The sequence below is a fragment of the Paenibacillus sp. FSL H8-0034 genome, assembly GCF_038000305.1.
Taxonomy (GTDB): Bacteria; Bacillota; Bacilli; order Paenibacillales; family NBRC-103111; genus Paenibacillus_S.
The window spans coordinates 1,372,189-1,395,491 of record NZ_JBBOBS010000001.1 but is presented as its reverse complement, the minus strand read 5'-3'; the positions used below and the strand labels follow the sequence as shown (position 1 = coordinate 1,395,491).

The 23,303-nt window shown below is 47.7% G+C and carries 15 protein-coding genes, 10 tRNA genes, 3 rRNA genes and 2 pseudogenes; 6 read left to right on the top strand and 24 right to left on the bottom strand.

The features are described from left to right. Window positions 1–108 precede the first annotated feature (108 nt). From NST47_RS06350 to NST47_RS06340, 3 genes are all read right to left on the bottom strand, one after another. Complete coding sequence (locus tag NST47_RS06350) at window positions 109–2,448, bottom strand: helix-turn-helix domain-containing protein (RefSeq protein ID WP_341154365.1); 2,340 nt, start codon at window positions 2,446–2,448, stop codon at window positions 109–111. Window positions 2,449–2,475: 27 nt separating this feature from the next. Then, window positions 2,476–4,032, bottom strand: a complete 1,557-nt coding sequence (locus tag NST47_RS06345; RefSeq protein WP_341154364.1) for an extracellular solute-binding protein — start codon at window positions 4,030–4,032, stop codon at window positions 2,476–2,478. 247 nt (window positions 4,033–4,279) lie between these two features. Then, window positions 4,280–5,197 carry an AraC family transcriptional regulator gene (locus NST47_RS06340; protein WP_341154363.1) on the bottom strand — a complete coding sequence of 306 codons (918 nt, stop codon included), beginning with the start codon at window positions 5,195–5,197 and terminating at the stop codon, window positions 4,280–4,282. Between the two features lie 215 nt (window positions 5,198–5,412). Here NST47_RS06340 and NST47_RS06335 point away from each other — a divergent pair. Then, window positions 5,413–6,143: pseudogene (locus tag NST47_RS06335) on the top strand (ThuA domain-containing protein). Continuing rightward, on the top strand, window positions 6,028–7,206 hold the full coding sequence (locus NST47_RS06330) for a Gfo/Idh/MocA family protein (protein ID WP_341154362.1): 1,179 nt from the start codon (window positions 6,028–6,030) through the stop codon (window positions 7,204–7,206). The pseudogene NST47_RS06335 and the gene NST47_RS06330 overlap by 116 nt, the downstream one beginning before the upstream one ends. Window positions 7,207–7,348: 142 nt before the next feature. On the opposite strand, the gene NST47_RS06325 is transcribed toward NST47_RS06330, so the two are convergent. The 17 genes and pseudogenes from NST47_RS06325 to NST47_RS06245 form a co-directional block, all read right to left on the bottom strand. After that, a tRNA-Leu gene (locus tag NST47_RS06325) sits at window positions 7,349–7,431 on the bottom strand. Between the two features lie 7 nt (window positions 7,432–7,438). Continuing rightward, a tRNA-Arg gene (locus tag NST47_RS06320) sits at window positions 7,439–7,515 on the bottom strand. Between the two features lie 173 nt (window positions 7,516–7,688). Beyond that, on the bottom strand, window positions 7,689–8,156 hold the full coding sequence (locus NST47_RS06315) for a GNAT family N-acetyltransferase (protein ID WP_341154361.1): 468 nt from the start codon (window positions 8,154–8,156) through the stop codon (window positions 7,689–7,691). A gap of 68 nt (window positions 8,157–8,224) precedes the next feature. Then, window positions 8,225–8,773, bottom strand: a complete 549-nt coding sequence (locus NST47_RS06310; protein WP_341154360.1) for a GNAT family N-acetyltransferase — start codon at window positions 8,771–8,773, stop codon at window positions 8,225–8,227. Window positions 8,774–8,911: 138 nt separating this feature from the next. Then, window positions 8,912–9,699, bottom strand: a pseudogene (locus tag NST47_RS06305) (SDR family oxidoreductase). 59 nt (window positions 9,700–9,758) lie between these two features. Continuing rightward, a complete protein-coding gene (locus NST47_RS06300; RefSeq protein WP_341154359.1) occupies window positions 9,759–10,256 on the bottom strand; it encodes a GNAT family N-acetyltransferase in 498 nt (165 codons plus the stop codon). Between the two features lie 214 nt (window positions 10,257–10,470). Beyond that, window positions 10,471–10,547 (bottom strand) — tRNA-Pro (locus NST47_RS06295). Between the two features lie 25 nt (window positions 10,548–10,572). Next, window positions 10,573–10,648: transfer RNA gene (locus NST47_RS06290), tRNA-Phe, on the bottom strand. Between the two features lie 19 nt (window positions 10,649–10,667). Continuing rightward, window positions 10,668–10,744 (bottom strand) — tRNA-Asp (locus NST47_RS06285). Between the two features lie 40 nt (window positions 10,745–10,784). Continuing rightward, window positions 10,785–10,858: transfer RNA gene (locus NST47_RS06280), tRNA-Met, on the bottom strand. Window positions 10,859–10,874: 16 nt separating this feature from the next. Next, window positions 10,875–10,950 (bottom strand) — tRNA-Val (locus tag NST47_RS06275). A gap of 6 nt (window positions 10,951–10,956) precedes the next feature. Further along, window positions 10,957–11,031: transfer RNA gene (locus tag NST47_RS06270), tRNA-Glu, on the bottom strand. Between the two features lie 17 nt (window positions 11,032–11,048). Further along, window positions 11,049–11,138 (bottom strand) — tRNA-Ser (locus NST47_RS06265). A gap of 3 nt (window positions 11,139–11,141) precedes the next feature. Next, window positions 11,142–11,217: transfer RNA gene (locus NST47_RS06260), tRNA-Asn, on the bottom strand. 38 nt (window positions 11,218–11,255) lie between these two features. After that, window positions 11,256–11,372, bottom strand: a 5S ribosomal RNA gene (rrf, locus tag NST47_RS06255). 199 nt (window positions 11,373–11,571) lie between these two features. After that, a 23S ribosomal RNA gene (locus NST47_RS06250) occupies window positions 11,572–14,517 on the bottom strand. 232 nt (window positions 14,518–14,749) lie between these two features. Further along, window positions 14,750–16,292, bottom strand: a 16S ribosomal RNA gene (locus tag NST47_RS06245). The 16S, 23S and 5S rRNA genes sit together here with 8 tRNA genes alongside, the layout of an rRNA operon. Window positions 16,293–16,988: 696 nt before the next feature. On the opposite strand from NST47_RS06245, the gene NST47_RS06240 reads away from it, so the two are divergent. From NST47_RS06240 to NST47_RS06225, 4 genes are all read left to right on the top strand, one after another. Next, window positions 16,989–17,474, top strand: coding sequence for a phage lytic cycle repressor MrpR family protein (locus NST47_RS06240; protein ID WP_445667442.1), 486 nt, complete (start codon window positions 16,989–16,991; stop codon window positions 17,472–17,474). 100 nt (window positions 17,475–17,574) lie between these two features. Continuing rightward, complete coding sequence (locus NST47_RS06235; RefSeq protein ID WP_341159616.1) at window positions 17,575–18,162, top strand: urea carboxylase-associated family protein; 588 nt, start codon at window positions 17,575–17,577, stop codon at window positions 18,160–18,162. Window positions 18,163–18,233: 71 nt separating this feature from the next. Then, window positions 18,234–18,860 (top strand): LysE family translocator, encoded by a 627-nt coding sequence (locus tag NST47_RS06230; protein ID WP_341154358.1) that lies wholly within the window; start codon window positions 18,234–18,236, stop codon window positions 18,858–18,860. Between the two features lie 81 nt (window positions 18,861–18,941). Further along, window positions 18,942–19,715, top strand: coding sequence for a YqcI/YcgG family protein (locus tag NST47_RS06225; RefSeq protein ID WP_341154357.1), 774 nt, complete (start codon window positions 18,942–18,944; stop codon window positions 19,713–19,715). A 10-nt stretch (window positions 19,716–19,725) separates the two neighbouring features. On the opposite strand, the gene NST47_RS06220 is transcribed toward NST47_RS06225, so the two are convergent. The 4 genes from NST47_RS06220 to NST47_RS06205 form a co-directional block, all read right to left on the bottom strand. Next, a complete protein-coding gene (locus tag NST47_RS06220; RefSeq protein WP_341154356.1) occupies window positions 19,726–21,042 on the bottom strand; it encodes an amino acid permease in 1,317 nt (438 codons plus the stop codon). A 93-nt stretch (window positions 21,043–21,135) separates the two neighbouring features. Then, window positions 21,136–21,768, bottom strand: coding sequence for a spore coat protein (locus NST47_RS06215; RefSeq protein ID WP_341154355.1), 633 nt, complete (start codon window positions 21,766–21,768; stop codon window positions 21,136–21,138). Window positions 21,769–21,908: 140 nt separating this feature from the next. Beyond that, window positions 21,909–22,055 carry a hypothetical protein gene (locus NST47_RS06210; protein WP_179097742.1) on the bottom strand — a complete coding sequence of 49 codons (147 nt, stop codon included), beginning with the start codon at window positions 22,053–22,055 and terminating at the stop codon, window positions 21,909–21,911. A 169-nt stretch (window positions 22,056–22,224) separates the two neighbouring features. Beyond that, entirely contained in the window at window positions 22,225–23,280 is a 1,056-nt protein-coding gene (locus NST47_RS06205) for a rod shape-determining protein (RefSeq protein WP_341154354.1), read from the bottom strand. Window positions 23,281–23,303 lie beyond the last annotated feature (23 nt).

The window sequence follows — 23,303 nt, the reverse complement described above, 5'->3', positions numbered from 1 at the left end:
ATCCTAAGCAACATCAACAAACCCGTAAGGGACAGCTCAAGAAATCGGCTGTCTCTCACGGGTTTTCCTTTTCTTGCATATATTCCGATAAACTGTCTCCACGATACCTCATCGTGTTGACAATCGATACTGCTTGGGAGACATCGCCACATGCCTCTGAAATGCCCTGTTCAGGTTTCTTTCGGAATAACCGACCATTGAGGCAATTTCCGTTATACTATGGTCCGTTACCTCTAATAGTTTCCGTGCCTTTTCCACCTTGTATTTCATCAGATATTCAATAAAGGAGATGCCTGCTTCCTGCTTGAACAGACGGCTCAAATAAGACGGACTCATATTGACCAGTTCCGCGCACTCAATCAACGAAGGCAAGCCCTCGTTAGCCTCAATATGTGCGCATACCCTTTGTACGGCAAGCTTTGTCGTATTATTCCTGATTTCTTCCGTAATTTGTCGGTGCATCGGAAACAAGATCTCCACAAACCATTCATGAACCTCTTGGTACGTTTGTCTGGCTTTGAGCTGCTCGAATAAGTTGTCACCGAGACTATCCAATACACCATAGCCCATTTCCTCCAGTGACTGAATGATTGAAGATAACAAAACCAGGTAGCATTGCATCGCTGTGTTATATGAATCTGAAGCCCTCACCCGCTGTGAGAATTGCACCAAGGTCTGTTCGGCTGACGACAGTTCGCCCTGAAGCAAGAATTCAACCATATCCAGCTCGAAGCTTTTCGGATAATTAAAAATTTTCAGCTTATCGTTAGGAACGGCTAAGCGGTTGTAATAAAGCACATGCTGACTTTCGCTAATCAACCGGTATTGCAGAGCAAGCTTAGCTTCATTATAGGATTCTGACAGCAGAGCGACGCTCTCACGCTGCCCTCCAACCCCAATCGAAACCTTGAATGACAAGTACGTCTGCAAAGCCTCGCAGATTTGATCCGCATACCCTTGAATCGTTTGTGTAATTACGTCCTTGTCAGTACTGCTGTTAAAATGCACAATGCCGACAGCTTCCTTCTCATCCTTCTCTACTACAAATCCTTGTGCCGGGGCGCAGTGCTCCAGCAATTCGAGCATCACATTTTTGATAGCAAACACAATGATCGCACCTTCATTAGGCAAAAACCTTTTTTCCTTGAACAAATTTTCCGCCATCACAACCAGTACCACATAGATGCCTTCCTGTGGAATCCCGTACGTACGACAGGATGAATCTAAAGCATCTTTGCGGATTGCCAATGTATTGCCTAACACATTTAATAGAAATTGGTCGCGTAAATCCGGCTGAATCTTTTTCACGTAGCTGTCCAAGGATTCCGCCTGATCTCTCAAATAAGTCAAGCAGGAGCGGATAAACTCGATTTCATTGCCTTTGATGCCGGGAGTCCTCGTTGTACCTACATTTCGCAGCTGTTCGCCATATTTAAGGAGCTTGTCGATGGGGCTATATGCCATCTTAGAGAATACAATCGTCAATACTACACCAAGAAGCAAAAAAATCAACACGGATAGGGCGATAAACAAACGAAGCCATGTCAGTTGGCTTGTCATTTCGCGCTCCGGCATCAGTGAAACATAAGTTCTTCCGAGAGCCGTTCGATAAAATACGGTCAGCAGACGCTCACCTTGATCATCGGTTTGAATAAAACGGTCGGTATCGCTATCATCCGATAGGACCCGGTTTAGCAGCGGCTGTGTATTTGCAGGCTTGCCCAGCAAGAAATGATTGGATGAGTGCAGCATAATATGATTTTTGCCATCCATAACTAATAGATCCTGGGTACGCAGGCTGGAGCCGGAATTAAACAGCAGCTTGCGTATTTCCGCCTCTCTGACCTGGAAAATCATAATACCCTGCGGTTTGCCGTAATTCGTTACCGGAAGCCGACGTACGTAAGAAATACAGCCATCCTGAACGGAAGAAGGCAGATATACCCATTCCGATTTATTTTCCATAGACAGAACCTTTAAGATATTGTCACGCTGCGGGGAGTTCTCCAAAGTCGCTGCTCCGTACCCGCTGGATATGGCAATATCGCTCGCGCTTTGATAGAAAACAACCTCATGAATCAAGCTGCCGGAATTCTTTTGCACCAGCAGTGTTTCCAGGATCTCGGACTGCTCTACATAATGTTCGGCAAAGTCGGGCTGACCGAGAACAGCTTTAATCGAGGGCTGAATCGATAGCTGCAGCGATTGATATTCGATTTGCGTTAATACATTTTCCATACGTTCCTTCAGCTGCAATAGCGAGGCGTAGCTGTCCTCCTGAAACTGCTGGGTCAGCTTGTTCTCGGACACGTGCAAATAAGCGCTGCCCAGCAGAAAAATGGGCAGCGAAACCGAAATACATCCCAACCAGACCAGACGACTTAAATAGTTTGTTCCGGGGAGCATGGTGCCAAGCAGCGCAAGCCCCCTTTGTATCCAGTATTTCATAGACGCCTCCCCGGCAAACAGAGGTTGTTACTTGCCTAAATAGCTTTTATAATTTTTGGCGAATTCCTGATACGCTTGCTTCGTTTCTGGAAGATTATTAATTTTATCAACATATTGCTTGTATTCATCCATGCTAATCTGGCCGACAATCACCTTGGTCACCATCGATTTCCATTCGCTCTCATATTTGGACCACACATTGATCCAGGAATCGGACACCAGGAAGCGGAACGGGTCCACCTGACCAATTTCATCGAAGTTGGCTACTTCCTTGATTTTGGCGTCATTGTAGGCTTTGCTTCCCGATGCGCTGATGACTTTACCCCATTTTTGATAGGTAAGTACTCCGACCCCTTTACTTGTTGTATTGACTTCCTTAATCCCCTTCTCGTTCAATACCTTTTGTCCATCGACTACCGTATAATGTACACCCTCTGTACCGTAATAGGCAAAATCGGTGATGCTTTCCGATGCCGTTTTCTCAAAATAATCAAGAAGCTGCCATACCTTGGCTTCCGGTACCTGCTTGGATATCAAGAAGCCTCCACCGCCGCCTATAGATAGATCAACCGCCATGCCTTTAGGACCTTTAAGCGCCAAATTCAGAATCTGCGGATTTTTTTGCCCGGCTTTTTCCATCGCGGTTTCCCACTGCTTATCCCACCAAATACTTCTTGGATAGGAAGCGGCGCGGCCCGTCTGGAATAATTCCTCGGCTTGGGTCGTTTTCATGACGGCAAATTCCTTGGACAATATGCCCTCCTTGTAGAGCTTCTGAAACCAGGCGATCATCTCCGTGTACTGCGGATTCAAGCTGGTATAGATCAAGCCTCCAGCAGCATCGTAGGTAGGCTGTGAGGCGCCAAATCCAGCGGCAAAGGAAGCATCCCCATCACTCACGATCACTCCATGGCCGATCAGGCCAAGCGTATCCTTCTTGCCGTTGCCGTCAATGTCGGCATCGATGATTTTTTTCAAAGCGTCCGCATATTCATCCAGTGTCGTAGGTACCGGAATTTTCAACTGATCGAGCCAGTCCTTACGGATTTTGATGCCTGGGTCTACTCTTGAACGTGATCCCGGCAGCGAGTAAATTTTTCCATCTATTGTTCTGTATTTAAAAGCATCCTTAACCAGATTGTTTTTCATATTCGGGTATTTGCTCAAATCACCGAGAAACGGGGTGAGGTCCCAAAACGCGCCATTTTTAATCGCACTGAGCAGGGTGGCCTTCTTAAAATCGGGAACAGCAACGACCTCGGGCAGATCACCGGAAGCGAGCAGCAAATCGAGCTTTGTGTTCAAATCACCAGAGGGTACCCATTCCACGTTGAGCTTGGAGTTGGTCTTTTTTTGCCATTCCGACCAATAATCATCATTCATATTCGGTACTTCGTTATACAATCCAGCGAACATTTTGATCGATAACGGTTTATCCGCATCCTTGCTTTGTCCTGATGGCGCTGAACCTTTGTCCGTCCCGGCTACCTTATTCGTCTCCGTCTGACCCGAACAACCCGCAGCTGTCGCAAGCGCTAACATCAGTGTCAACGTCATATACATCCTTTTATTCTTGTGCTTCATCCGTTAAAATCCTCCCCATTGTGATTATCGATGCGCAGCTCCTACATGCTACCGGAGTGCACAAGTCGAATTATATACGGCATCGGAAAGGCAGAATACGGACAATACTTTTACATCGCTGCTCAAAAAGAAATGTCCTGCTCTACCGCCGTACTTAATAAGGAAAAGCGGGGATCGTGGCCGCTAACGAAAGAAAAGTCCGGTAAGTTCCATCCACTTCAACACTGTTCTTAAGCAAAATTAGGCACTAGCTACCGACTGTTTTACCACTCATTCGTGCCTTGAATTCGCCAGGCGAGCAATGATTGTGCCGTTTAAATAGTTTATAAAATTGCGCAGTGCTCGGGATCCCTACCTCACAGGCAATTTCCGTAATGCTCAGATCACGGGTCGCCAGCAGCCGTTCAGCTTTTTTGACGCGCTTGTAGTTAACGAATTCGATAAAAGAAAGTCCCATCGTTGTGCGAAAATAGCGGATAAAATAGGCGTAGCTCAAATTAAGCAGACTGCAAACCTCTTCGACTGTAATTTTCTCACCCAAATTCCGCTCCACATAATCAAGTGCGGGCCGCAGACGAACCACCTCCAGCTCCGTATCACCCTGCAGCAGCATCCGGGAGTCATAGCGCAGCAAAAGCAGCAGCAGCTTTTTGATCGCAGCACCGATTGCCAGCTCGTAGCCGCGCTGCTGCGACTGGGACTCCCTATAGATCTCGTTCACAAGTGAGAAAGCCTCTTCACAAGCCTCAGGATGCTCCCTGAATATATAATTTAATGTGCTCAGTGGCTGGGTCAGCTCGGAAAAGCAGTGCAAATAAGGCAGCGAGCTCTGGTCAAAATGCTGCAGCAAGTCGACCTGAAGCACAATGAACCTTAGCGGGGTTGGCAGTGCTTTATGAATTCGATGCAGCTGTGATGAGCCGAACAGCATCATATCTCCATAGTCCTGAATACGATAATCATCCTTCGTTTGTATGCCTGCACGGCCTTCAGTTATGGCTAGAAATTCAACCTCTTTGTGATAATGCCATGGCCATACCTCGGGAATTCCTACTGTCTGTTTGTCGGACTGTACCTCCCATACCTTCAAAAAAAGGGATGGATTCTGATATATAACGAGTTCCTCCCTGACGGGATCATGCCGCGTATCCATTGTGATAGTCATAAACGAATGCACCTCATCGGTTTCACTTAAGAAGATTGTTTCCTCTTATAGATTGAGATCTATATATGTCGAGTATAGCACAGGATCTTTCGATAAAATCAAAAAGGTCATTTTTGGAGAAGGAACGGGCAGTTTTCAGTCTATCTTTTGTGTAAGCGGTTGCCTATAATCTGAGAAGAAAGCACATATCCAAACATATAATGGAGGTATTCAATATGAGTGCAAAGCTGCGCGTTACCGTCTGGAATGAATTCCGTCATGAACAAAATAACGAAAAGGTGCGGGCCGTCTATCCCCAAGGCATCCATCACGCTATCGGTGAAGGCCTCGGCGATGCTTTTGAGATCAGCTATGCTACCCTGGATGAAGAAGAGCATGGATTAACCGAAGAGAAGCTGAACGGTACAGACGTTCTAATCTGGTGGGGGCATAAAGCGCACCGTGAGGTGGCTGACGTCATCGTCGACCGCGTTCATAAACGTGTACGTGAGGGTATGGGCTTAATCGTGCTGCACTCCGGACATTTCTCCAAAATTTTCATGAAGCTGATGGGTACCTCCTGCAATTTGAAGTGGCGTGAGGCTGACGAGAAGGAACGGCTGTGGGTCGTATCCCCCGGACACCCAATTGTTGAAGGCATTGGTGAATACATCGAGCTTGAGCGGGAGGAAATGTACGGCGAGCACTTTGACATTCCGCAGCCGGACGAATTGATTTTTACAAGCTGGTTCGAGGGCGGGGAAGTATTCCGCGCGGCTGCACGTTCCATCGTGGACAAGGCAAAATCTTTTATTTCCGTCCCGGTCACGAAACTTATCCTACTTATTATAATGAACAGATCCGCCGCGTTATCCGCAACGCTGTATCGTGGGCAGCGCCATCCACTCGTCCAGTGCCTGTCTATGGCAACAGCAAGCCGCTGGAGACGATCCAAGGAGGTAAGTAATATGTCGGAAGCTGTTCAAGCAAATAAGCCCTTCAGGGCCGTCCAGGTCGGCTGTGGCAACATGGGCAAGCGTTGGGTCAAATACGCGCTTTCGAGAGAAGACGTTGAAATTGTCGCTTTGGTCGATATTTATCCAGCTGCCGCGGAAGCGATGGCGAATGAGCTCGGTCTTACCTGCGGAAGATATACCAGCCTTGAGGAAGCCATACGCGCTACCGGAGCCAATCTGGTGATGGACGTTACGATACCCGAGGTTCACAAAAGCGTCGTGATGACAGCAACAGCGCTCGGCTGCAATGTGATCGGAGAGAAGCCGATGGCCGCCTCCATGCAGGATGCAGTTGAGATGAAGAACTTCGTGAATCAACATAATAAAAGCTACATTGTTATGCAGAACCGCAGGTACAATAAACAAATCCGTGAGGCAAGAGGAATGATCGAGCAGGATGTCATCGGACAGCCTGGCTTTATGAAAGCCGACTTTTTCCTTGGACCGCACTTTGGCGGCTTTCGCGAAGCGATGGACAACCCGCTCATTCTCGATATGGCCATCCATACCTTTGACCAGGCTCGCTTTCTGCTCGGTGCCAACCCGGTATCCGTGTACTGCCATGAATTTAATCCGCCTTATTCCTGGTACAAAGGCAATGCTTCGGCAGTCTGCATATTTGAAATGTCGGACGGCACCGTGTTTTCCTATAATGGCTCATGGAGTGCTGAAGGCGCTCCAACCTCCTGGGAAAGTGCGTGGCGAATTGTCGGCTCCAAAGGAACCTTGATATGGGATGGCACGAACAGGCCCTACGCTGAAGTTGTACCCGTAGAACCGGCTCAAGGAGCCTTTATGAACGAACATATGCATGTTCACCCATCCGCAGTCTGGGAAGGCCGTGAGGGGCACGATGGCTGCTTTGAGGAGATGTTCACCTCGCTCATCGAAGGTCGCAAGGCAGAGACCGATTGCTCGGATAACCTGAACAGCATGGCAATGGTGTTCGGTGCGATCGAAAGCGCGAAGCGTGGGGAAAAGGTGCAGATCAGCTCCATTCTCAGCAATTTATAGCTTCAAGGTTACGCAAGCGAATTTAGTGGACCAAGCCATTTATACGTACGGTCTTGGTTCACTAGGTTCTAATCAAAGTGAACACTCAATGAACAAAAAAAGATGAGGATCAATTGATCCTCATCTTTTTGTATTTCCATGATGCCGGTGAAGGGACTCGAACCCCCACTCCCTCTCAAGAAACGGATTTTGAGTCCGTCGCGTCTGCCATTCCGCCACACCGGCAAGTGTATGGCGCGCCCTGAGAGATTCGAACTCCCGGCCTTTTGATTCGTAGTCAAACGCTCTATCCAGCTGAGCTAAGGGCGCGCGGTATATAATTATATTCTGCATTCCAGCAGTTATTTTTGCGCTGCTTCATGTGCGCAAGAAGTATAATATCACGAATAAAATACGAATGCAAGCAAAATATTAAAATTTTATTTTTTTTACAAAAAATCATGCATTGTCTCCATTCTACAGCTCACAGAAAACGAACTTCATTACTCCTTTTTACTCATCACATACCAGCTATCTACTCGATCTGGATAGTAAATGTGATCGATTATTTCATATTTCTGCTTCTGATACAATTCAACATTTCCTGGTATCGATAAGCGTACTTCCACCCTGGTTTCCAATATTCCTTTGACTCTAGCTTGTCCCTCAATAAAGCTCAGCAGCTTTTTACAAATCCCATTCCCTCTGTAGGCAGGTGAGACTGACACTCTTCCGATGTACATGTGTGAATCCTTAAATTTATAACGGGCCGATCCCACAGCGGTCTGATCCGCCCAGGCTATCACCGCTCCGCCGCCCTGCTGCATGATTTTAATAATATCGTCCGTTGTTTCGGAAAGTGCCCCTGAGGGCGGATTCAACTTACCTGTGTACTCCTGAAAAGCTTGCTGCATCGTGTACAGGATCAGATCAGCTTGATCGATACCTGCTTCTTTTACCTCAATGTTCATGACTGATCACTCCGTCTATATAAGTTCACTTACAGCTGCAATCGTTTTTCAAACAGATCGGGATGATCCTATTCCGGCGAACTATCTTCACGATTAAATTCTTGCTTCAATATGGAGTGAAGTAAGGAATCGTGCCATTTGCCTTTATGGTGCATATGTTCTCGCAAACGCCCTTCATAAGTCATTCCGATTTTCTGCATGACCTTGGCTGAACCGATGTTGTCGGGACGACAAGTGGCGTAGATGCGATGTAGTCCATGAGCTTGAAATCCAAAGCCAAGCATAGCCTTAGCAGCTTCAGCTGCGTAGCCTTGTCGCCAAAATTCCGGATTGAAGCAATAACCAATCTCGCCCTGCTTCGGTTCAGATAGGTGAATACCGCATCCGCCAATAATCTGATTCGTTGCCTTCAGGACGACAGCCATTTCATAATCTTTTCTCGACTGCACCTGCTGCTGCTCGATGACTCTGCTCACAAAATCCTTGGTATCCTCTTCTGTATTGGGCCCCCAGATCATATGTGTGGCAACCAGAGGACTTGAGGCGTACAAATGCACGGCTTCCCAATCTGCTTGTCTAAATTCTCTTATTATCAATCGCTCGGTAACTAGCTGCATGCACATATCTCCCTTCGCTTCAGATTGTTTATAGCTCAAAAAGGAATGCGTCTCATCAAGCAGCATTCCCATACACCCTTAATACGATTATAGGATATTATTCATAAATTTGGAATTAAAATCTCTCAGTGCTTCCAATCAGCCCCCACGCTTGTATCCACCCTCGGAGTGCATAACCTGCCCTGTAATCCATTCTGCTTCATCACTTGCCAAGAAGGCGATAAGCCGTGCCACATCCACCGGTGTTCCTATTCGTCCTCTCGGGAATCGAGTCAGCAGTTCAGCTTTAATAGAGTCTGTCATCCAGCCGGTATCGGTTGGCCCAGGGTTGACCGAATTAACGTGATTCCTTTATCCGCTACTTCAGCGGCTAACGTCTTGGTTAACACCTCTATTGCACCTTTTGTCATCGCGTAGGCTAGCTCCTGTTCCATAGCTCCAAGAGATTGTCCTGAGGTCAGATTTATGATTCTCCCGCCCGTACCTTTGTCAAATCTGCGTGCGAACTCCACACTTAATAAGGAGGCTGTTCGCATATTCACAAAATAGTGCGCATCCAGTATCGAGGAAGTCAGCTGTTCGTAGCCATCTCGAGTCGAATAGGCTGCGTTATTAACAAGAATCGATGGTGCTCCAAGCTCCTGCTCCACCGTATTCAGAACTTGGCTGAACGAGTCTGCTTCAGATAGATCAATTTCTATAAATTTGCAGCGAACTCCATAGCTCTCTACTTGCTGCTGGATTTGAAATGCTTCATTATCATGGACTCCCCAAGGCATAGTACGATCATAGCTTGGCCACGTTGTAAAAAAGATATCTATTCCCGCCTGCGCCAGTGCGTTGCATATTGCAGCACCAATTCCTTGCAAACGTGTCGCTCCTGTAATGACAGCTATTTTATCAAGTGAATTGTTCAATTGATTCATATTGGACATAGAAACCTCCATCCTTCATAGCCGTATTTATACCTCTTCCTTAAGCAGTCTCAAACTTCGTTCGACCTATTTGATTTAAAGGTTTGCAATGGACCTTCACCATCATCACGCCTGCCTTCTTCGTAGTTATGATCTGTATAGTCGGAAATAACCTTTCGCCAAAACAGCTGCGATGAAGTATTATTTTTTATTTGCCCCACCTTCCATTTCCCTGGAAACATGTCAAACAAGCTGATCGCTACCTTGCTTCCTATTCCCATTCTTCTAAATCTCTTCATCACAAAAAACTCTGCCATCGAATAGATCGCATCCCCTTCTGTATCCACTCCAAGCGCTCTCATCAAAGCGAAGCCAGCCAGCTTCCCATCAACTCGTATAAAAAAAGCATACCTGCCGTCCTCAGTCCAGTAATGATCCAAATATGGATAATCGTAGTATCCCTGCTCGTTAACATCATCAAGCTCATACTCGCTAAAATCATATTTATACAGCTCCATTAGCTGTCTCAGAACCGATTTTTGTCCATAAGCCACTTTTTCTAATATCATGTTCATAACTCCTCGCTATCCGCTATTTCTTCCTATTATTATCCATAATGGAAGGCTATTTGAATATGGATTTTTTGTATGTAATTAAGAATTCCTATCCGTGTTTCTACTATTTAAATGGATACTTATTAAAAGCTTTTCCGAAATAGCAAAAAAACCTTGATAGACAAGGTTTATCGGTTATCACTATATGTAATTAGCATTAAATTTAAAATGGTCGGGACGACACGATTTGAACATGCGACCCCCTGGTCCCAAACCAGGTGCTCTACCAAGCTGAGCTACGTCCCGACAATGTATACAATTAGGAAGTACATGGTGGCTCGGGACGGAATCGAACCGCCGACACGAGGATTTTCAGTCCTCTGCTCTACCGACTGAGCTACCGAGCCTTATGTATTTTCAATAAAATGGCGGAGCCGACGGGATTCGAACCCGCGATCTCCTGCGTGACAGGCAGGCATGTTGGGCCACTACACCACGGCTCCACAGTGTTTTCGAAGCACATTTACCCTCGAAATCATTAAGTTGCGGGGGCAGGATTTGAACCTGCGGCCTTCGGGTTATGAGCCCGACGAGCTACCGGGCTGCTCCACCCCGCGTCAATCAATACATATATGGTGGGCGCTGACGGGATCGAACCGCCGACCCTCTGCTTGTAAGGCAGATGCTCTCCCAGCTGAGCTAAGCGCCCTTGCTTTGGTGACCCGTAGGGGACTCGAACCCCTGTTACCTCCGTGAAAGGGAGGTGTCTTAACCACTTGACCAACGGGCCTTATTCAATAATGACTACGGAGAGAAAGGGATTCGAACCCTTGAGACGCTTGTGGCGCCTACACGATTTCCAATCGTGCTCCTTCGACCAAACTCGGACACCTCTCCATATGGCTCCCCGAACAGGACTCGAACCTGTGACAACTCGATTAACAGTCGAGTGCTCTACCAACTGAGCTATCAGGGAATATTCATGGTAAAAAAAAACCCACATTCGTGGGGGCTGCTTGGCAACGTCCTACTCTCCCAGAACCCTGCGGTTCAAGTACCATTGGCGCTGAAGGGCTTAACGGTCGTGTTCGAGATGGGAACGCGTGGTTCCCCTTCGCCATCATCACCAAACTAAGAGCTTTCGTTAGAAAGCTGACTTCGTAAGCCTAAGCTTTTTTCGAAGCGTTACGCCTTCGAAATCGCTGCGAGAAAATATCCATCCTTACAAAGGACAGGCAGCTCAGAGTTTGCACCCTGAAAACTAGATCCGAAACTTACACTTTACGCTTGAGCAGCGCGTCTCACTCGCTTTCGCTTGCAAGACTCTTTCTTGGATAAGCCCTCGACCGATTAGTATTCGTCAGCTCCATACCTTGCGGCACTTCCACCCCGAACCTATCTACCTCATCGTCTATAAGGGGTCTTACTAATTGGGAAATCTCATCTTGAGGGGGCTTCGCGCTTAGATGCTTTCAGCGCTTATCCCTTCCGTACGTAGCTATCCAGCCGTGCTCCTGGCGGAACAACTGGTACACCAGCGGTACGTCCATCCCGGTCCTCTCGTACTAAGGACAGCTCCTCTCAAATTTCCTGCGCCCACGACAGATAGGGACCGAACTGTCTCACGACGTTCTGAACCCAGCTCGCGTACCGCTTTAATGGGCGAACAGCCCAACCCTTGGGACCTACTTCAGCCCCAGGATGCGATGAGCCGACATCGAGGTGCCAAACCTCCCCGTCGATGTGGACTCTTGGGGGAGATAAGCCTGTTATCCCCAGGGTAGCTTTTATCCGTTGAGCGATGGCCCTTCCATTCGGTACCACCGGATCACTAAGCCCGACTTTCGTCCCTGCTCGACCTGTTTGTCTCGCAGTCAAGCTCCCTTGTGCCTTTACACTCTGCGAATGATTTCCAACCATTCTGAGGGAACCTTAGGGCGCCTCCGTTACATTTTAGGAGGCGACCGCCCCAGTCAAACTGCCCACCTGACACGGTCCCTGCACCGGATCACGGTGCGAGGTTAGAACTCGGATACGATCAGGGTGGTATCCCAACGTCGCCTCCACACAAGCTGGCGCTCATGCTTCTTTGGCTCCCACCTATCCTGTACAGATCGTACCCAAGTTCAATATCAAGCTGCAGTAAAGCTCCATGGGGTCTTTCCGTCTTGTCGCGGGTAACCTGCATCTTCACAGGTAGTAAAATTTCACCGGATCTCTCGTTGAGACAGCGCCCAAGTCGTTACGCCATTCGTGCGGGTCAGAATTTACCTGACAAGGAATTTCGCTACCTTAGGACCGTTATAGTTACGGCCGCCGTTTACTGGGGCTTCGGTTCATAGCTTCACCTTGCGGTTAACCACTCCCCTTAACCTTCCAGCACCGGGCAGGCGTCAGCCCGTATACTTCGCCTTACGGCTTCGCACAGACCTGTGTTTTTGCTAAACAGTCGCTTGGGCCTTTTCACTGCGGCCCCCTCGGGCTATTCACCCTACCGAGGCACCCCTTCTCCCGAAGTTACGGGGTCATTTTGCCGAGTTCCTTAACGAGAGTTCTTCCGCGCGCCTTAGCATACTCTGCTCGCCCACCTGTGTCGGTTTGCGGTACGGGCACCTTCTCCCTGGCTAGAGGCTTTTCTTGGCAGCTTGAACTCATGACCTTCGCTACTGCAATTTTCGCTCCCCATCACAGCTCAGCCTTACGATGTGCGGATTTGCCTACACACCAGCCTCGCTGCTTGGACGGACATCCATCAGTCCGCGTCACTATCCTTCTGCGTCACCCCATTGCTCATAACGGTTCACGGTGGTACTGGAATTTCAACCAGTTGTCCATCCACTACGCCTTTCGGCCTCGCGTTAGGTCCCGACTTACCCTGAGAGGACGAGCCTTCCTCAGGAACCCTTAGGCTTTCGGCGGACAAGATTCTCACTTGTCTTTTCGTTACTTATACCGGCATTCTCACTTGTGTAGTGTCCAGCGCTCCTTACGGTACACCTTCAACCTCTACACAACGCTCCCCTACCCAAGAACAATTACTTGTTCGAGCCATAGCTTCGGTGGCAGGTTTAGCCCCGTTACATTTTCGGCGCAGAGTCACTCGACCAGTGAGCTATTACGCACTCTTTCAATGGTGGCTGCTTCTTCTAAGCCAACATCCTGGTTGTCTGGGCAACTCCACATCCTTTCCCACTTAACCTGCACTTGGGGACCTTAGCTGATGGTCTGGGCTGTTTCCCTCTTGACCATGGATCTTAGCACTCACGGTCTGACTCCCGGATAAAAGTCTGTGGCATTCGGAGTTTGACTGGACTTGGTAACCCTTGGCGGGCCCCGCACCCAATCAGTGCTCTACCTCCACGACTCTCAACTCCGAGGCTAGCCCTAAAGCTATTTCGGGGAGAACCAGCTATCTCCGAGTTCGATTGGAATTTCTCCGCTACCCCCACCTCATCCCCGCATTTTTCAACATGCGTGGGTTCGGGCCTCCAGTGCGTGTTACCGCACCTTCACCCTGGGCAGGGGTAGATCACACGGTTTCGGGTCTACGTCCACGTACTACGATTTTCCAAAGGAAATATCGATGCGCCCTATTCAGACTCGCTTTCGCTGCGGCTCCGGCTCTTCACCTTAACCTTGCACGGGAACGTAACTCGCCGGTTCATTCTACAAAAGGCACGCCATCACCCATAAACGGGCTCTGACTTTTTGTAAGCACACGGTTTCAGGTTCTATTTCACTCCGCTCCCGCGGTTCTTTTCACCTTTCCCTCACGGTACTGCTTCACTATCGGTCACTAGGGAGTATTTAGCCTTGGCAGATGGTCCTGCCGGATTCCCACGAGGTTTCACGTGTCTCGCGGTACTCGGGATCCGTCTACAGGTGTCGCAGATTTTCGGTTACGGGATTGTTACCCTCTGTGATGAGCCTTTCCAGACTGCTTCACCTATTCTGCTAACCCGATGTTGACGTCCCACAACCCCTAAGAGCAAGCTCTTAGGTTTGGGCTGTTCCGCGTTCGCTCGCCGCTACTGACGGAATCACTTTTGTTTTCTTCTCCTGAGGGTACTTAGATGTTTCAGTTCCCCTCGTATGCCTCCTATGTAGCTATGTATTCACTACATGGTACATGAGCATTACCTCATGCGGGTTCCCCCATTCGGACATCCCCGGATCAAAGCCTGCTTACGGCTCCCCGAGGCATTTCGTCGTTCGCCACGTCCTTCTTCGGCTCCTAGTGCCTAGGCATCCTCCGTGTGCTCTTATTAGCTTAACCAATTCCGCTAATAAGTTCGATTCCGAAGAATCGATCTATTTGGATGTTACTCAACCGAAGTTAAGTAACGCTGCTCTAAACATTTGTTTTGTTTCGGTATCTAGTTTTCAAGGAACAAGCTTAACAGAGAGAAAGTTTATCCTCTCAAAACTGATCAACGAGTGAGCGTTGTTGTTGCCATTGGCAACTTATACTGCTGATACGCTTCTGTGCAGAAACGGTATCTCCATAGAAAGGAGGTGATCCAGCCGCACCTTCCGATACGGCTACCTTGTTACGACTTCACCCCAATCATCTACCCCACCTTCGGCGGCTGGCTCCCTTGCGGGTTACCCCACCGACTTCGGGTGTTGTAAACTCTCGTGGTGTGACGGGCGGTGTGTACAAGACCCGGGAACGTATTCACCGCGGCATGCTGATCCGCGATTACTAGCAATTCCGACTTCATGCAGGCGAGTTGCAGCCTGCAATCCGAACTGAGACCGGCTTCTAAAGATTCGCTCCACCTCGCGGTTTCGCTTCCCGTTGTACCGGCCATTGTAGTACGTGTGTAGCCCAGGTCATAAGGGGCATGATGATTTGACGTCATCCCCGCCTTCCTCCGGTTTGTCACCGGCAGTCGATCTAGAGTGCCCAACTCAATGCTGGCAACTAAATCCAAGGGTTGCGCTCGTTGCGGGACTTAACCCAACATCTCACGACACGAGCTGACGACAACCATGCACCACCTGTCTCCAATGCTCCGAAGAGGGAACACATCTCTGCATTTTTCATCGGGATGTCAAGACCTGGTAAGGTTCTTCGCGTTGCTTCGAATTAAACCACATACTCCACTGCTTGTGCGGGTCCCCGTCAATTCCTTTGAGTTTCACTCTTGCGAGCGTACTCCCCAGGCGGAGTGCTTACTGTGTTAACTTCGGCACCGCGGGTATTGAAACCCCCGACACCTAGCACTCATCGTTTACGGCGTGGACTACCAGGGTATCTAATCCTGTTTGCTCCCCACGCTTTCGCGCCTCAGCGTCAGTTACGGTCCAGAAAGTCGCCTTCGCCACTGGTGTTCCTCCACATCTCTACGCATTTCACCGCTACACGTGGAATTCCACTTTCCTCTCCCGCACTCCAGTCACCCAGTTTTCGATGCGACCCGGGGTTGAGCCCCGGAATTAAACACCAAACTTAAATGACCGCCTGCGCGCGCTTTACGCCCAATAATTCCGGACAACGCTTGCCCCCTACGTATTACCGCGGCTGCTGGCACGTAGTTAGCCGGGGCTTTCTTCTCAGGTACCGTCAATCCAGGAGCAGTTACTCTCCTGGCCTTTCTTCCCTGGCAACAGAGCTTTACGATCCGAAAACCTTCATCACTCACGCGGCGTTGCTCCGTCAGACTTGCGTCCATTGCGGAAGATTCCCTACTGCTGCCTCCCGTAGGAGTCTGGGCCGTGTCTCAGTCCCAGTGTGGCCGTTCACCCTCTCAGGTCGGCTACGCATCGTCGCCTTGGTGAGCCGTTACCTCACCAACTAGCTAATGCGCCGCAGGCCCATCTACAGGTCACAGATTGCTCCGTGTTTCTTGATTCAGACATGCGTCTCAATCACCTATCCGGTCTTAGCTACCGTTTCCGGTAGTTATCCCGATCCTGTAGGCAGGTTGCCTACGTGTTACTCACCCGTCCGCCGCTAACTGTTCCCGAAGGAACAATCCGCTCGACTTGCATGTATTAGGCACGCCGCCAGCGTTCGTCCTGAGCCAGGATCAAACTCTCCATTAAGGTAGAACTTTGATTTGTACTCATTCCTTGCTGACGAGAATTTACATTCTCTTGTACTGCTATTTACTCACTCGTTGATTCAGTTTTCAAAGGACAATTCTTTTCGATCATTTTCGACATTCCGTCAAAAGCGACCTGATTAATATATCACATTCACCCATTCAATTGCAAGTACTTTTTTTAATTTCTTTTTGATGATCAGATCATCCATGTTCTTGCTATTAGTAATTCAGCTTCTCAACAGCAAGAATGTTAATTTATCACGTTTAATCTTCAATTGCAAGTGTTATTTTCTCGTTACCTGCAAGTTAAATGCATGATTAAATCGTCCATCTATCTGCCTCCTGCTTAATGCCTTCGCAACAGCAAGAAGACTAATCTATCATGTTTATTACCTCCATGGCAAGTGTTTTTTCAAAAATCTGATTCCACCCCCCTCTTCGTCGAGTGGCCAAAAGCTATAGCTTCTATTATAGCATCCCTTTTTCAAGCCCAACCTGCCATTAAATCATAGATGATTGTTCGGAGCAAAGTCACGCCAGGAATGAAAGAAAACATAAACTTTTGTCATAAAGTATAATCGCCTTCAGTCATGAACTGACAAAACCTCCTCTTTTACATCGTATAAAAAACTTTTAATATAATGTAAAATATTCCAGTAAACCCATATACAGAATTACGAAGGGATGATCGACTATTATAACACTTGATAAAATCCGTTTCATTGAGTCCCAGTGCATTAACCCCCAAGACGCCATTATTATTCGCCTACTTATGGAAGGGTTCGGTATCCACGAATTAGTATACTTAAAGAAAGATTCCTTAGACGTGGAAAGCCAGATGCTTACTTTAAAAGATTGCCATGGCATCAAGAGACAGGTTACCGTAACGAAGCGGTGCCTCGATCTGTACCAAAGTGCAGTCAATCAAACTAAATATGTTGTGAATAATGGATACAGTCCAAGCAGACAGCTTTCTATAAATTTGCGTGACAGCGAATATCTCATTAAGGTAAGCTTACAAGATTTCATAGCCAACCAAAGTATGATAACCGAGATGGATTCCGTAGTACTGCGCACGATATACATGCGGCTTCGGAGATTGGCCGAGTTTTTCAAAACACCTGAATTAATTCATTTAACTTCAATTAAACCCCAGCTTAAAGAAATTGCATATGCGTGAATGAGGGAGGCTGAAAAGCCTCTTTTTTACTTGCATGACAACCCCTCCCCGCAGCCATACTGTGAAAGTAACCCATCTAACACTGCAGGAGGCAGCAATGATTAAACAAAAATGGTTCATTCCCGCTACACAAGAGCTTGGTTTTCAGCTTGTAAAAGGGCAGGTCGTCCGAGTAACCGATGTGGAGGGAGCGCAGGTCGCTGATCTGGTAGCCTATGTAGCCCTCGATACGAGTGAGCGTCTGGATCCGAGCGTTACTATGGACGCTTTGCATACAATGAAAGTAAAGCCTGGCGACATCATTTACTCCAATAAATACAGACCGCTGCTCACCGTATTATCGGATACCGTAGGTCAGCACGATTTTATTAATTCCGCCTGCCGCGCTGAAATGTATGAGCTGCTGTACAATAAACAGAACCATGCGAGCTGTTATGATAACCTGAACAAAGCGCTTGCGCCTTTTGGCATATCCCCGCCTGATCAACATTATCCATTCAACTTGTTCATGAACACGGTGATTCATCCGTCCGGACAAATTCGTGTGGAAAAACCGTTATCGAAGGCCGGAGACTATATCGAGCTTCGCGCGGAGATGGATCTGATCATCGCGATCTCGGCTTGTCCGTGTTCAGAAAGCGAATGTAATGGATACAAATGTACGCCAATTGATGTGGAAATCCTGTAGCTTCTTCTAATGGAGTGCACCCTTGAATACAATGACATGTACAAGTCTTGGCATCCAAGGGAGGAATGTGCATGAATGCGTTTTTCACCTATATGATTCTTGGAATATCGTTATCGGCACCTATTGGTCCCATTAATGCAGCTCAACTCGACAGGGGAGCCCGATACGGCTTTACCCATGCGTGGTTGATCGGGTTGGGTGCGATGTGTGCCGATTTGGTATATATGCTGCTGATTTATTTTGGTCTGGCCCATTTTTTAAGCACACCTTTTATGAAAACCTTTTTGTGGCTGTTCGGCTGCTTTGTATTGATGTACATAGGGATAGAGACGTTACAAAATATAAAAAAAATGCCCGCGCCCAGGACAAGGGATGAACAATCGACTATCAGCTCTTTCCGCTCCGGATTTGTCATGGCACTTCTGAATCCGCTTAATATTTTATTTTGGCTCGGTATTTACGGTTCCATTCTGGCGGAGAGCATGCACCAACACGGTATCTCGCAAGTACTGTGGAACAGCTTGGGCATATTTGCAGGCATCCTGTTGTGGGATGTGGTTATGGCTGCGCTGGCCAGCTCCTTTCACAAATTCGGCAATCGCACCCTACTGCAAACTATTTCTGCACTGGCCGGCCTCTCCCTCATTGGCTTTGGCATGTATTTCGGTTATCAGGCTTTTGTACAGCTTACTCGTTAATTACTAGTGAAAAATTAGGGCATTCACCCATATAACCTCCATCGCATAGTATGCACCGTACTCGTGAAGGAGGTTTTCAACATGGTTGGCTTAACTACCAAGGTCTGGCTCGATGCTCACCTGTCAGACCTCGCGGAATGGCAGCGGGATGCCTTTTGTCAATTCGGAAATATGATTGCCGATCCCGAACAGAAGTACCCGTGTATTCCGGGACGACAAGGTTTTCTTACCAACAACCTGCGTTTCGGTTTCGCAGCAGATCCAAGATCCGAGCAGGCTATTGTCGATGTTATGCAGCTCTTGAAGCAATATGGCGGCTGTTCGCGTGAAACCGGCAAATACGCTTCGCTCGTTATATTTTTCAATACACCAAGAGAGCTTGTGAATAAGTCCTCAGTAGAAGACTTCGAGCAGCTTTTTTGGTCCGTTCTGAATCGGGTTAACGCCAAAGACCCTTCCCCTTGGCCAGATCACATTTCGACAGATCCTTCCCATCCTTCCTGGGAATTCTGCTATGACGGCTATCCTTATTTCGCTTTTTGCAGTACGCCTGCCCATCAGATTCGTAAAAGCCGAACAACCCCTTATTTTCTTATTGCATTTCAGCCCCGGTGGGTATTTGATGAAATCAACGATTCAACACCTTTTGGTCGCAACGTGAAAAAGCTGATTCGTCAAAAATTAGCCGACTACGACGGCGTACGCGCACACCCCTCACTGAAATGGTATGGACAGGAAAATAATCAGGAATGGAAGCAGTATTATTTACGTGATGATGAAACCGTGCCGTCCAAGTGTCCCTTTACTTATATGAAAAACAAATTCAAAGCTATGGGCGTACGTTTTCATAAATAGCAAACTACGATTAGGCTAGCTCTTTGGTTCCTTTATTTGCTTTATACCACCTCCATCCTGTAATCAGTCCGATGACCAACACAATAAGCAGGCTTGACCAAAAACCAGGCCGACCGGTTTCCTCCAAAAGCGGCCCCGCAGCAGCTGCTGTAATGAGAAGAATGGCTGCGCATGATTTCACCCAGCCGCCAGCTCCAGGCTTGATCAGCTTCAGATAGGAGGCAAGAATAAACAACCACGTATATAAAATCACCAAGCCCGCCGCTGTCGTGATATGCTCAAAAATTTGTTTAGGCATAAGCAGTGCAAGCAGAATAGAGACACCAAGACCGACTGTATTAAATCCAAGCGCATATAGCGGCAGCTTGCGTGTTCCTGACGTAACGGCTATCCATGCAGGAGCATCACCATCCTCAGCTAATGCAAGCAGCATCGTAGAAATGGCATACAAGGAAGCCACGAGAATGGAGAAGCCTGCAATAATAAGCACACCGTTCAACACAACCACCAGATAAGGCAAACCCATAACTTCGAGTGCTGCGATAAGCATGCTTTTATCAGCGGATACACCCTCTTGGGTCACAAAAAGCAAGGCCAAGCCGATTGAAAATACATACAGCACTGTAACGGCAAGCAGCATAAGTCTCCCAGCCTTCGGGGCTTGCTTGGGGTCACGCAAATCCACGGCCATAAATCCCATCACCTCAATACCGCCAAAGGCATAAAACGCATAAAGCAGCCCTTTCCATGCTCCCAGCCAGCCTGTATCAAACCACTTCGCCGCGCTCTGATGAACGGGCCTGACGCCACCTGTTCCTTTTATAAAAGCAAATCCCGCCACCAGAATGAACATCAATACTGCGCCAATTTTGACGATAGCCAGCAGGTTCTCTACCTTATTAATCCCATTAGAGCCCCATATCACGACAAAAAGGGCAAGCACCGTGTAACCGGCTGCGAGCAGCCAAAGAGGAATAGCCGGAAGCCAGAATTGCGTAAAAATTCCGAGTGCCGTCAACGTGCTTCCCATAATCAGCATCTCTGAGCTCCAGTACATCCAACCCACACTACAGCCTGCCGAGCGGCCATAGGCTTGTTGTGCATAGGTTCGAAAAGAGCCTTTATGCGGGTGCTGAACGGTCATATGAGCCAAGGCCTCATAAACAAACAGAGTCGCTAAGGCAGCAAGGATAAAAATAAACAAAATCCAAAAACCGCTTTTATGTATGGCGATGCTGGAACCAAGAAAAAACCCCGTCCCAATGGTGCATCCAACGCCAAATAGAGTTAGCTGCCACCAGGGCAGCTTCCCCTGAGATGTCTGCATAAAGAATCCCTCCACATCCTTAATCTCAGGGCCAGCCAAGACAAAGAAAATCCGGCACAGGTTATCTTGACCTCTACCGGATTATTGTCATGACTAGTGAATGGTAGTGACTGCATTAGACGGCATTTGTGGTTTTCCGGTTGCCGGTACAAACGAATTGAGCATTTGCTGGGTATCAGCTGCTGCCAATTGCGGTACCTGGTAGTAGGCATTTTTATTTTGATACATAAAAATTTCGTAGCCCATTTCAATATAATTTTCCACTTGCGAAGCCAATACCCGCCGTACGACCGGATTCGTCACCTCAGCGGCACACATCGTCAAGGTCGAAGCATGGCTTTTGATCAGACCAAGCATGTGCCCGCTAATGCCTGCATCCTTAACATCAGCCAATGATTGATTTGGTTTCTTTGGCTGGGATGGTGTAAGCCCATAGATCGGCTGCGTTACATTTTTAATCATATAGGTGGATGTTTCCTGGCTTGGCTTTTGTCCTGTTGTGAAGCACTCAGCCGTCAGGTTGTATTGGGAAAGTGTAAAATTATATTGACGATCCAGAATGTCCAGAAGCTCCGGGTCCTGAACGAATTGTCTGAACATCATAAATTGATCCAACACATTGATGGTACATCCTAACACTTCGTGCATATCAAAAAGCTCATGACCCCCATGATTCATTTGCTGAGAGCCTTGGGTATTGCTGCTGGAACTTGTTTGCTGCTGCATCTCGAAGTCTCCTTTGATATTGGGATTGTGATAACTTCGGTAATATGCGTAATTTGAGGTTAACTTATACGAAAGCGATCTTTTAAATCCATCCAACTAGCCAAGGATGTTTTGAATTTTAATGACTAATCGATCACCATTTAGTCTTCATGGTTTAAGGCATCTTGATGTCTGCGATCATTCGTATCCTGCTGCAATTGCTGAGCCTGGTGGCTGTTCACAGGAGACTTACGTAAATCCTTATTTACATTTTGCAAATTTTTATCTCTGCTTTTTGACTTGGTCATGATCAGCTTGCTCCTCTGTTTATTAATGTACTTAACCTTTAGGGGTATCCCTTATTACTGTAACCATTTAGGCATGAAATGATGCCAGTTGGCTTATGAGAAAAAGACCGCTCACAAAGAACGGCCTTTTAACAACGTGTAATCATGTATTGGGACTTCCGATTATTTACTATACCGCATCTGCTTCAGTATTATTTGACGGCTTGGAGCCTCCAGCACCGTGATGACCTGATGCCAGAAGCTTATAGCTCAGCATCTCTCCGGCTCCATGAGCGATACATTCCATCGGCTTCTCAGCCAAATAAACCGGAATTCCTGTTTCTTGCTGCAGCCTTCGATCCAGTCCATGCAGTAACGCTCCCCCTCCGCACAACAGGATACCCCGCTCCATCAAATCGCCTGCCAGTTCAGGTGGACATTGCTCCATCGTCTGGCGGATCGTTTCGACAATCGACATGGAGAATTGATCCACAATCTCGTAAATCTCTTTGGAAGTGATAGAAATCGTTTTGGGCAAGCCCTCCATCATATCATTGCCTCTAATATCCATCCGCACATCGCCTTCCGGCATGACAGCTGAAGCCAAATTTTTCTTGATCTCCTCTGCAGTTCGCTCGCCAATAACCAAATTGTACTTTCTTTTGACGTATTCGATCATGTCCTGATCAAGCGACATGCCTCCAATCCGCACATATTGGCTGACGACTATCCCACCCAGCGAGATCAGAGCCACTTGACTTGTACCGCCACCAATATCAACGACCATGTTCCCGATAGGGTCTGCAACGGGCAGTCCCGCACCAATAGCCGCAGCCAACGGCTCCTCGATCGTTACCGATTTTCTTCCACCTTTATGTACGATCATCTCTTCCACTGCCCGTTTCTGCACCTCGGTAATCCCGCACCGCACAGATATATATACTTGAGAACCACGAAACCAATTATATTTACCTTGTATTTTACTTATAAAATGTTTTAGCATCACTGAGGTCATGTCAAAGTTGGCAATGACTCCATCCTTTAATGGGTAAATAACCTCCAAATTGGCAGGGGTTCTCCCGATCATGGCATAGGCTTGTTCACCAAAGGCTTCGATCTGCCCTGTATCCTTATGAATGGCCACCACAGAAGGCTCCCTCAAAACAATACCAACGCCTTGTTGATAAATTAATGTATTGCAAGTACCCAGATCAACGCCGAACAGTTGTTCAAACCTTTTAAACATAGACACGCTCCCTCTCGCTGTGC

What these genes read in the sequence shown, in the direction of transcription:
- NST47_RS06350 (WP_341154365.1), bottom strand. Translation starts at nt 2,448, where the DNA reads ATGAAATACTGGATACAAAGGGGGCTTGCGCTGCTTGGCACCATGCTC.
- NST47_RS06345 (WP_341154364.1), bottom strand. Translation starts at nt 4,032, where the DNA reads ATGAAGCACAAGAATAAAAGGATGTATATGACGTTGACACTGATGTTA.
- NST47_RS06340 (WP_341154363.1), bottom strand. Translation starts at nt 5,197, where the DNA reads ATGACTATCACAATGGATACGCGGCATGATCCCGTCAGGGAGGAACTC.
- NST47_RS06330 (WP_341154362.1), top strand. Translation starts at nt 6,028, where the DNA reads ATGAACAGATCCGCCGCGTTATCCGCAACGCTGTATCGTGGGCAGCGC.
- NST47_RS06315 (WP_341154361.1), bottom strand. Translation starts at nt 8,156, where the DNA reads ATGAACATTGAGGTAAAAGAAGCAGGTATCGATCAAGCTGATCTGATC.
- NST47_RS06310 (WP_341154360.1), bottom strand. Translation starts at nt 8,773, where the DNA reads ATGCAGCTAGTTACCGAGCGATTGATAATAAGAGAATTTAGACAAGCA.
- NST47_RS06300 (WP_341154359.1), bottom strand. Translation starts at nt 10,256, where the DNA reads ATGATATTAGAAAAAGTGGCTTATGGACAAAAATCGGTTCTGAGACAG.
- NST47_RS06230 (WP_341154358.1), top strand. Translation starts at nt 18,234, where the DNA reads ATGAATGCGTTTTTCACCTATATGATTCTTGGAATATCGTTATCGGCA.
- NST47_RS06225 (WP_341154357.1), top strand. Translation starts at nt 18,942, where the DNA reads ATGGTTGGCTTAACTACCAAGGTCTGGCTCGATGCTCACCTGTCAGAC.
- NST47_RS06220 (WP_341154356.1), bottom strand. Translation starts at nt 21,042, where the DNA reads ATGCAGACATCTCAGGGGAAGCTGCCCTGGTGGCAGCTAACTCTATTT.
- NST47_RS06215 (WP_341154355.1), bottom strand. Translation starts at nt 21,768, where the DNA reads ATGCAGCAGCAAACAAGTTCCAGCAGCAATACCCAAGGCTCTCAGCAA.
- NST47_RS06210 (WP_179097742.1), bottom strand. Translation starts at nt 22,055, where the DNA reads ATGACCAAGTCAAAAAGCAGAGATAAAAATTTGCAAAATGTAAATAAG.
- NST47_RS06205 (WP_341154354.1), bottom strand. Translation starts at nt 23,280, where the DNA reads ATGTTTAAAAGGTTTGAACAACTGTTCGGCGTTGATCTGGGTACTTGC.